We start from the raw sequence: 7,824 nt of genomic DNA, 5'->3' as shown, positions 1-7,824 counted from the left end.
ATTGGTCATTGGTCATTGGTCATTGGTCATTGGTCATTGGTCATTGGTCTTATGTGACTGCTCAAACATCCGTTGAATAACCCGAACCCATTTTAACTGAAACACGATGCAGGATTTTGGCAACATCCTAAACAACCAGGTGCTACTGGTTGCGCTGATTGCTTGTTTAGTGGCTCAACTCCTTAAGCTACTGGTCGAGTTAACGAAGGATCGAAAATTTAATCTCCGCACCCTGGTGACGACTGGCGGGATGCCTAGCGCTCATTCAGCCTTGGTTACCGCCTTGGCTGCGGGTGTGGGACAAACCATTGGATGGGCGTCTCCTGATTTTGCGATCGCGACGATTTTTGCAATCATTGTTATGTACGATGCCGCAGGCGTTCGACAAGCCGCAGGTAAGCAAGCTCGTATCCTCAATCAAATTATTGATGAGTTATTTCAAGAAGGCAAAGAGTTTAATGAGGATCGCCTGAAAGAATTGCTGGGGCATACCCCCTTTCAAGTGATTGTGGGTTCAATGTTAGGGGTACTTATTTCTTGGTTAGCTGCCCCAGCTTATTGTTTTTAGGGTTTTTGGTTGACTGGCAGCCCGGTTTATGATATCGAGGCTAAAGAGGCAATTGGGTCAGGAATTGTATCCGATGGTGCTTGAAATTCTCCAGTTTTGACGAATTCTAAGCGCAGCTTCAACCAAGTGATAAATTTAGGGTTGGTTGAAATAATAGCGGCAGTAGGTTGAGGACATTCTTGTTTGACTTGCGCCATTTCTGGAGCTTCTAAAAATGCGGGTTGTTTGACCAGCCAAAAGTCAATCTCTTTTCCCTTATCTTGGTAGTCTTTGGTTCGTTCTCTGAGAACTTCTTCAAAGGGTTCTTCTTCAAGTAAGAAGCGTTGACTGGCGACTAGGTAGTAATAAGTTTGCATGGTTTTAATTGGCTGATTGGGAACGTTTTGAATGTGTAGGGGCGGGTTTCACGACTATCATCTCTTTTTGACCCAGATGTAACTAAACCCGCCCCGATCAATTGAGAGAGTTTTGACCTTCACTTCGCTAGTCGGGCATGGTTTTAACCTTAGTGAGGGCGGGTTTTGTTGTTCCGTTATCGGTGAGATAGGGCGGGTTTTGTTGTTCCGTTATCGGTGATAAAGGCGGGTTTTGTTGTTCCGTTATCGGTGATAAAGGCGGGTTTTGTTGTTCCGTTATCGGTGGGGAGGGCGGGTTTTGTTGTTCCGTTAGTGGTGAATAGCGAAATTTAGTCCCTAAACCCGCCCCTACAGATTCCCTCAACCCGCCCCGACGATTGGCAGATGTGTCATGGTATGTGTGGAACATTACTGTTGACTTAACTCCCTTTATCCTTTCTCCGCATAGCTTGCTTCATCTCCCGAACTGCCCGTTCTAATCCAACTAGCGAGGCTCGTGCGATAATGCTATGACCAATATTAAGTTCTTCCATACCTTCTAAACAAGCCACTGGGTAGACATTCCAATAGGTTAAACCATGACCTGCATTCACCCGCAACCCAGCCGCGATCGCATCTTGGCATCCTTTGGCTAACAGATCCAGTTGCGTTTGGCGACTAGCTTCGTCTTTGGCTTCTGCATACGATCCGGTATGCAGTTCAATAAACTTGGCGTTAATTGCCGCCGATGCTTCTATCTGGGCAGGATCAGCATTGATAAATAGACTAACGGGAATCCCCGCATCTTGCAACTGAGCCACCACCTCACCCAGGCGCGATTTTTGACCCGCAATATCTAATCCTCCCTCAGTTGTGACTTCCTCCCGCCGTTCCGGAACTAGGGTAATATAATCAGGTTTAATATCGAGTGCGATCGCGATCATTTCTTCGGTTGGTGCCATTTCCATATTCAGGTGAGTTCGCACCGTCTGACGCAAGAGTCGGATATCCCGATCTTGGATATGGCGTCGATCTTCCCGCAGGTGCGCGGTAATTCCATCCGCACCCGCTAATTCGGCTAACACCGCCGCCGCCACGGGATCGGGTTCCACAGTGCGCCGCGCTTGTCGAATTGTGGCGATGTGGTCAATATTGACGCCAAGGGTTAGCACTCGTGTTTTTCTCCTGAAACCGTTTTCTCTACAACCCTTTATTGTATCCGAAAGTATCATAGAACTATCAAATTGATTATAACGGTGAACCTTTACCTCCTGCTGATCCAACTACTGCTGAGTGGATTGATGGGCTGCTACAGGAGAACCAATTACGTTCTATGCATTAGTCACATCGTTCTTGGCGTTGAAAAACAGAAACAAGTAAGACAATCAACATTGTAAACAATACTCTTTTGAATTGGGTCAGGTCGCCCTGTCCTACTCTATAATAGATGCAAGCTCTTATTCCTATATCATGACTGTCCCAATAACTATTAACTTACCCGAAGGTTTAGTTGAATCGGCTCAACGTCTTGGAGAAGCTACAGCGCGAAATATCTCAGACGTTTTAGTTGATACGCTAGAGATTATTTTGCCAACTTTTAATAACTTTTCAGAAATCAACATTAATTCAGAAATTTCTCAGCTTTCCAATGAGGATATAATTGAGTTAGCTAATTTAAAAATGGATGCCAATCAAAACCAACGTCTCGGAGAACTCCAAGCTAAAGGAAAATATACTGGATTGACTGAATCAGAACGCTATGAGCTATTAGTTTTAATGTCAATTTATCAAATTGGTCAATTCAGAAAATCAGCCGGATTAGCTGAAGCCGTTCGACGAGGATTAAAAAGTCCTTTATTACCATGAGTTTTATATCTGAAACTCTACGCCAAAAAGTTCGGCAAAGAGCAGAAAATCGCTGTGAATATTGCCTCAGCCATCAAGATTATATTATGGGTAGATTGCAAATTGATCATATACAACCTCTAGCAAAAGGAGGACTTGACACGGAAGACAATCTATGTTTAGCCTGTGAACTATGTAATCAATATAAGTGGGTACAAACGGTTAGTGTAGATTCTCAATCGGGGGAAACAGTCTCTTTATTCAATCCTCGTCAACAGGAGTGGAGAGAACATTTTACTTGGAGTACAGAGGGAACAGAAATTATCGGCTTAACGGCTTGTGGTCGAGCGACAATTTCTGCCCTAAGATTAAATAATAATTTAGCTGTTATTGTGCGTAAAAATTGGGTGAAAGCGGGTTGGCATCCACCAAACTAAAATCATCAACTCCTCCCTAATTTAGTGGCTAAACCCGCCCCTACAATTGACTTATACAACTTGTTTGTAACACGACAAATCTCTCCATCTGAAACACCGAACAATCCTCAACTACCCCAGCTAATGCTGGAGGGATTCCCTGAGTTAGCCTCTCTTGCGCCTCTAACGTGACAGGTTGATAATCTCGCAGCCAATCATGATTGGCTAAATATTCTGGCGTGAAGGCAGTATTGTCTAATAGCCAAAAGTCTACTCCATAGCGTTGAATAAACTGTTTCACTTCCTCTAAATCTGAACTATACTGAGCTTGAATCAGGTCAGTTGTGCGTTGGCGAAATTGACGATAATATCCCCAATGATAAGGAATCGCATATTCCCGACCGACTAAAATAGAGCGTTGGGCAAAGGTGGGTAGGTTATCTGCCTCTTCTGATACTGAAGCAATTAAACTGTCTTTGGGTTGCTGTTGGAAAAATTGATACAAATCGGGAAAATGACCATTTTTGTATTTGGTTAAGGGAAAGGGTTCCACTAAGTAGGGATAGAAAAGTAACACTGCGGCGATAAAGCTAATTGTTAGGTAGTGGTAAAATCTGAGTTTTGAGTAGGGGCGGGTTTCTCTGTTATCGTTTTTCTTCGCATAGCTGTCACTCAACCTGCCCGGGCAGAGATTTTTGAATTTTAAATGGCAATCTATTCTCAAAATAGCATCCAGGACGATTACTAAAACCATTCCGGCTGATACGGATAAAAGAATGCGAAAGCTATGTTCTGTATAACGACTGGGAAGATGCAGGTTAAATAGTAGCAGATGGGCAAGGATGAACATTAATAGAGATGCCCAAAAGACTTGAACTAATACTCTTATATGAGGGGAAATAGATTTAACTAGGGGGAATGAGTTAGGATATCGGATTAGAAGGGGTAGTAGTATGCCTAAGGCTAAAGTTGCGGGTCTAACGAAGCCTACGTCTAATAACCCACTGCGGGGACTCAGGAAAAAGAAATACCAGGGATTATTACTGAAAAAATAACTGCGTCCAGTTCCCCAAAATTCTGGTAACTGTTTGGCTTGAGTGGCGGTGATAACTGGATCGAATTTTCCGGGGATTAGGGCGTAGCTGGAAATGGCGATTATTGTTACGATTAGACCGATCGCGGATAGGTAATGGGGGCGTAGATTGACGGTTTTTGGGAAACGCAGAGGGGCGCAGAGGTAAGCGCAGAGGGGCGCAGAGGTTCGTCGAAGTGAGTTTTTTGTGGTAAAGAGTTGCAGGATAAATAGGGCGGCACAAATTAATAGGTATTGGGGATAGAATAGGGCTAAGAGGATGATTGTGGTTAGGCAAGGTAGTAGAGATTGGCGTAGTAAGTAGTATAAGAAGGCGAGGAATAGGGGGTAAACAAAGGCTCTGGGTGTGGCTGAGATGAGATCATCTTTCATCCAAAGACTTTGGTTAAGCAACACTGTGGTGATGAAGCCAGCCGCAGGTACGGGTAGGAGTTGGAGGGATATGCCAAAACAGTAGCCTGTCGCGATCGCACCGAGAATTGGCGGTAAGAGTTTGTTGAACAAGAAGGGATGAATGCCTAAAGCGGCGGCTATTCGGTAAAGGGTAGTATATCCCACAGGGGCAACGGATTGGAAATAATCGGCGATTAAGTCATCGGGAAATAATTCGCGATCAATGAACCGTTGCATCCAAAAGACATGCTGGCGGGCGTCGTCTTGAACGATGTAGGGATGACTAAATGCTTCTCTCAGGGCTAACCCACTGTAAATCGCGGCGATGATTAAACTTAAACTGAACCAAAATAAAACGTGAACCGTTAACCTTGTTGATCTAGGTTGAGTTAAAACGTTTGGCAGAGGTTTACGTCGCATAAAATGGTAAAGATTTAAGTCTGGTTATTGGTTGCTGTTAGGGCGCACGTCTATGCGCCCCTACAACTATTCACCGATTATGGAGAACATAGGATAGTTCTAAGTTTTTTGGGAATCTCTTCAAAATGCTCTAACAAAAAATCCATAATTGCCAGATGGCGCAAATCAGCAGGTTTAGGAGGGCGATGTCCTTGACCTTGGTTAAACCAACATTGTACGGTTCCCAGGGAGCGATCGCAAATATGAGAAATTTGCTCATAGGTGACATCCCATTTGGCATAAAAGTCCCGTGGCGTCATCGCGAATTGGCAGTAACAGTAAAGATCAATGATGTATTCTTCACGTTGAGTAATTGGGCGAGGTTGGTGTGGATAGTGGGTATTGTAGCGTCCCCTGGGACTATGCAGAGATGGGGTGACTATTGCACGGCGAGAATGGGTTGGATAAAGGTATGAATTGCCATTATCCTCGCTGGCTGCAACAGTATCAGGCATTTTTTCTAAGTCATCTTCCCAAGCCATATCTGCGGTGATCCAAGCCGCACTGGGCGAATCGGGGGCGAGTTGAATCAGGTAGCATACCGTCCACTGATTGCCATCGTGATTATATTCATAGAAGCGTCCCAGAATCACGCCCCAGTCAGGATTTGGGGTTTTCCATTGGACGCGATCGCCTTCTTGGTAGCAGGGGGTGGGGAAAGTGTTGATTGTTGTGTAGGGGCGGGTTTCACTACTATCGTTTCTTGTTTCCCCAGATGTGACTAAACCCGCCCCGACTGAGTGTGAATTCATCTCCCTCATCTCCTCACCATGACGCAGGGTATTTAATGCGCCAGCAATAAGTTTACCGTTGAGGCTTTGAGTCAACTGCTGAATAAATAGCTTGGCGATGATTTTGACTTCAGCATCCGTCAGATGCATTTGGGATGCATCGAAGTCAACGTCGCTGTAGTGCTTGAGGTAGGAGAGGAGTTGAGTAACGCCAACATTCTCTAAAGCTGGTTGGGCTGTGGTTTCGGCGGTGTATGAGGTATCGAATTGAGGCGGTAGATGTCTCATCGTATTTTGTTATTATTTGTACTTGTGACAATAATATAACAAAACAAACAAAAAAACACTCTTTTCTCTCAAAAAAAAGAGCAAAGGGAAACAATTTGCGCCAAAAACGTAGGGTGGGTTAGGCGGAATTCAATCAAAGCGAATAACCATTCAATGAAATATCCGCCGTCACCCACCGATGTTCAGGTGGGGAATTTTAAAAAGCCATTAAATTAAGGGTGCCACGCCACTACAAACAATTACATCGCCGTTCCTAATATGCTACTGTTAAAGACTTGTTTCACGGTGAGTTGTAACTCTGGAAAGATAGAGGATACGAGCAAATCCTCTCCCCGAAATAATTGCTTTTGATACTCGTCTTCAACTAAATTGCAAATAGTCATAGTTGGCTGTTTGGGTTTACCAATATACTCTCGACCACCAATTCCTAGGTAGTCCACAATCCAATATTCAGCCACCCCTAAAAGAGCGTAGTCTTCAACCTTTCGAGCATAGTCATTTTGCCAATTGGTACTGACAACTTCAACAACTAGCTTGATCGTTTTTCCTAGGGTAATGACTGGTTCTTGCTGCCACAAGGGTTCATGGATTAATTGAGTTTGATCTAAAACGATTACATCGGGGCGAAAGGCGGTATTTGTTCCCAAAAGTCTGATCAGACAACGATGGGGAATACAATAAGGAAGATCGTGGCGGTCAATCTCGACATTGAGCTTGCGTCCCACAAAAGCGGCAACTTGTTCATGGGGTCCAGTGGGTTCCATTTCGATTAATTCCCCATCAATGAGTTCATAGCGATTATCGTCACCATAGCGAGTTATGAATTCATCAACGGATATCAGTTTCGCTGCTGATTGAACCATAGTTAAACCAATGACACAAGACATAAGACAGAACCGGAAGCGATTGATTTAGGGGAAGCTGATATCATTGAGAAAAAAATAGCTGGTTTTCGTCAACTGTTCCAAAATGGTACTCAAATTCCCATTCCCCCAATTAAACAATCGGCTCGTGCATTAGATAATACCATCATGGCATCGATTCGAGAAAAGATTGGCAATAAGCGCCATATCCTGATTGCTCCCGATGGGGCTCTCAGTTTGATTCCCTTTGAAGCCCTTGTTGATGAAAGTAACCGCTATTTAGTGGAAACCTATTCCTTTACCTATCTTACCTCAGGACGGGACTCTATGGATTACGGCGGACGTTAGTCTTAGCGGGGGCGGAGAGTCAGGTGATGAGTTTGTGGAAGGTTTCCGATAGTGCGACGCAGGATTTAATGGTGAATTATTATCAGAAATTAAGGGAAAATCAGGGGCGCAGTGAGGCGTTGCGTCAGACGCAGTTGGAGATGATAGAGAGTGGAGAGTATCAGCATCTTTATTATTGGGCGGCGTTTATTCCATCGGGGAATTGGACACCGATGGCGCGTTGATTTTTATTATACCGTAGGGGCGCACTAAGGTTATGCGTTTTAAGTTAAAGAAACCCCTCACCCCCAACCCCTCTCCCACTCTGGGGAGAGGGGAGCAAGAATGTAGGGGCGGGTAATGAGACTCAATTAGGGCGCCTTTTCATCCCACCGGATCATCAAATGCGATCGCACCGATTAATTATCCCAGATTCCGCCAATATCCCTTCGTAGGGGCGGGTAATGAGACTCAATTAGGTGGCTTAACGATAACTGAACAACAAA

11 protein-coding genes are annotated in these 7,824 nt (G+C 44.5%); 5 read left to right on the top strand and 6 right to left on the bottom strand.

Annotation, left to right across the window (positions count from 1 at the left end):
• Positions 1–106: 106 nt before the first annotated feature.
• Complete coding sequence (locus ACLFWI_RS22555) at positions 107–568, top strand: divergent PAP2 family protein (RefSeq protein ID WP_446414786.1); 462 nt, start codon at positions 107–109, stop codon at positions 566–568.
• A gap of 26 nt (positions 569–594) precedes the next feature.
• Here ACLFWI_RS22555 and ACLFWI_RS22550 read toward each other — a convergent pair whose 3' ends face one another.
• The 3 genes from ACLFWI_RS22550 to ACLFWI_RS22540 form a co-directional block, all read right to left on the bottom strand.
• Complete coding sequence (locus tag ACLFWI_RS22550; protein WP_446409153.1) at positions 595–924, bottom strand: MgPME-cyclase complex family protein; 330 nt, start codon at positions 922–924, stop codon at positions 595–597.
• 127 nt (positions 925–1,051) lie between these two features.
• Positions 1,052–1,333: a hypothetical protein gene (locus ACLFWI_RS22545; RefSeq protein ID WP_446414785.1), complete on the bottom strand. Its 282-nt coding sequence runs from the start codon at positions 1,331–1,333 to the stop codon at positions 1,052–1,054.
• A 10-nt stretch (positions 1,334–1,343) separates the two neighbouring features.
• Positions 1,344–2,075 (bottom strand): pyridoxine 5'-phosphate synthase, encoded by a 732-nt coding sequence (locus ACLFWI_RS22540; protein ID WP_446414784.1) that lies wholly within the window; start codon positions 2,073–2,075, stop codon positions 1,344–1,346.
• A gap of 298 nt (positions 2,076–2,373) precedes the next feature.
• Between ACLFWI_RS22540 and ACLFWI_RS22535 the strand changes: the two genes are divergently transcribed.
• Together ACLFWI_RS22535 and ACLFWI_RS22530 are read left to right on the top strand one after the other, a co-directional pair.
• Entirely contained in the window at positions 2,374–2,769 is a 396-nt protein-coding gene (locus tag ACLFWI_RS22535) for a hypothetical protein (protein WP_446410499.1), read from the top strand.
• The gene (locus ACLFWI_RS22530) at positions 2,766–3,185 is read left to right on the top strand and encodes an HNH endonuclease (protein WP_446410498.1); all 420 of its coding nucleotides are present in this window, start codon (positions 2,766–2,768) and stop codon (positions 3,183–3,185) included. The genes ACLFWI_RS22535 and ACLFWI_RS22530 overlap by 4 nt, the downstream gene beginning before the upstream one ends.
• Before the next feature lie 40 nt (positions 3,186–3,225).
• Here the strand turns inward: ACLFWI_RS22530 and ACLFWI_RS22525 are convergent, their stop codons facing one another.
• The 3 genes from ACLFWI_RS22525 to ACLFWI_RS22515 all read right to left on the bottom strand — a co-directional run bounded on the left by ACLFWI_RS22525 (position 3,226) and on the right by ACLFWI_RS22515 (position 6,991).
• A complete protein-coding gene (locus ACLFWI_RS22525; RefSeq protein ID WP_446414783.1) occupies positions 3,226–5,070 on the bottom strand; it encodes a hypothetical protein in 1,845 nt (614 codons plus the stop codon).
• 77 nt (positions 5,071–5,147) lie between these two features.
• A complete protein-coding gene (locus ACLFWI_RS22520; protein ID WP_446414782.1) occupies positions 5,148–6,128 on the bottom strand; it encodes a hypothetical protein in 981 nt (326 codons plus the stop codon).
• A gap of 239 nt (positions 6,129–6,367) precedes the next feature.
• Positions 6,368–6,991 carry a Uma2 family endonuclease gene (locus ACLFWI_RS22515; RefSeq protein ID WP_446414781.1) on the bottom strand — a complete coding sequence of 208 codons (624 nt, stop codon included), beginning with the start codon at positions 6,989–6,991 and terminating at the stop codon, positions 6,368–6,370.
• A 168-nt stretch (positions 6,992–7,159) separates the two neighbouring features.
• On the opposite strand from ACLFWI_RS22515, the gene ACLFWI_RS22510 reads away from it, so the two are divergent.
• Both ACLFWI_RS22510 and ACLFWI_RS22505 read left to right on the top strand, forming a co-directional pair.
• Complete coding sequence (locus tag ACLFWI_RS22510) at positions 7,160–7,339, top strand: CHAT domain-containing protein (RefSeq protein WP_446414780.1); 180 nt, start codon at positions 7,160–7,162, stop codon at positions 7,337–7,339.
• 26 nt (positions 7,340–7,365) lie between these two features.
• Positions 7,366–7,563, top strand: a complete 198-nt coding sequence (locus ACLFWI_RS22505) for a CHAT domain-containing protein (RefSeq protein WP_446414779.1) — start codon at positions 7,366–7,368, stop codon at positions 7,561–7,563.
• Positions 7,564–7,824: the final 261 nt, after the last annotated feature.

The organism is Coleofasciculus sp. (assembly GCF_046539235.1).
GTDB lineage: Bacteria > Cyanobacteriota > Cyanobacteriia > Cyanobacteriales > Coleofasciculaceae > Coleofasciculus.
Note: the sequence above shows the minus strand (reverse complement) of the source record. Positions and strands in the feature narration are given on the sequence as shown.

Coding starts and splice junctions, on each gene's coding strand:
- ACLFWI_RS22520 (WP_446414782.1), bottom strand. CDS start 6,128: ATGAGACATCTACCGCCTCAATTCGATACCTCATACACCGCCGAAACC.
- ACLFWI_RS22530 (WP_446410498.1), top strand. CDS start 2,766: ATGAGTTTTATATCTGAAACTCTACGCCAAAAAGTTCGGCAAAGAGCA.
- ACLFWI_RS22510 (WP_446414780.1), top strand. CDS start 7,160: ATGGCATCGATTCGAGAAAAGATTGGCAATAAGCGCCATATCCTGATT.
- ACLFWI_RS22515 (WP_446414781.1), bottom strand. CDS start 6,991: ATGGTTCAATCAGCAGCGAAACTGATATCCGTTGATGAATTCATAACT.
- ACLFWI_RS22535 (WP_446410499.1), top strand. CDS start 2,374: ATGACTGTCCCAATAACTATTAACTTACCCGAAGGTTTAGTTGAATCG.
- ACLFWI_RS22555 (WP_446414786.1), top strand. CDS start 107: ATGCAGGATTTTGGCAACATCCTAAACAACCAGGTGCTACTGGTTGCG.
- ACLFWI_RS22550 (WP_446409153.1), bottom strand. CDS start 924: ATGCAAACTTATTACTACCTAGTCGCCAGTCAACGCTTCTTACTTGAA.
- ACLFWI_RS22525 (WP_446414783.1), bottom strand. CDS start 5,070: ATGCGACGTAAACCTCTGCCAAACGTTTTAACTCAACCTAGATCAACA.
- ACLFWI_RS22545 (WP_446414785.1), bottom strand. CDS start 1,333: ATGTTCCACACATACCATGACACATCTGCCAATCGTCGGGGCGGGTTG.
- ACLFWI_RS22505 (WP_446414779.1), top strand. CDS start 7,366: ATGAGTTTGTGGAAGGTTTCCGATAGTGCGACGCAGGATTTAATGGTG.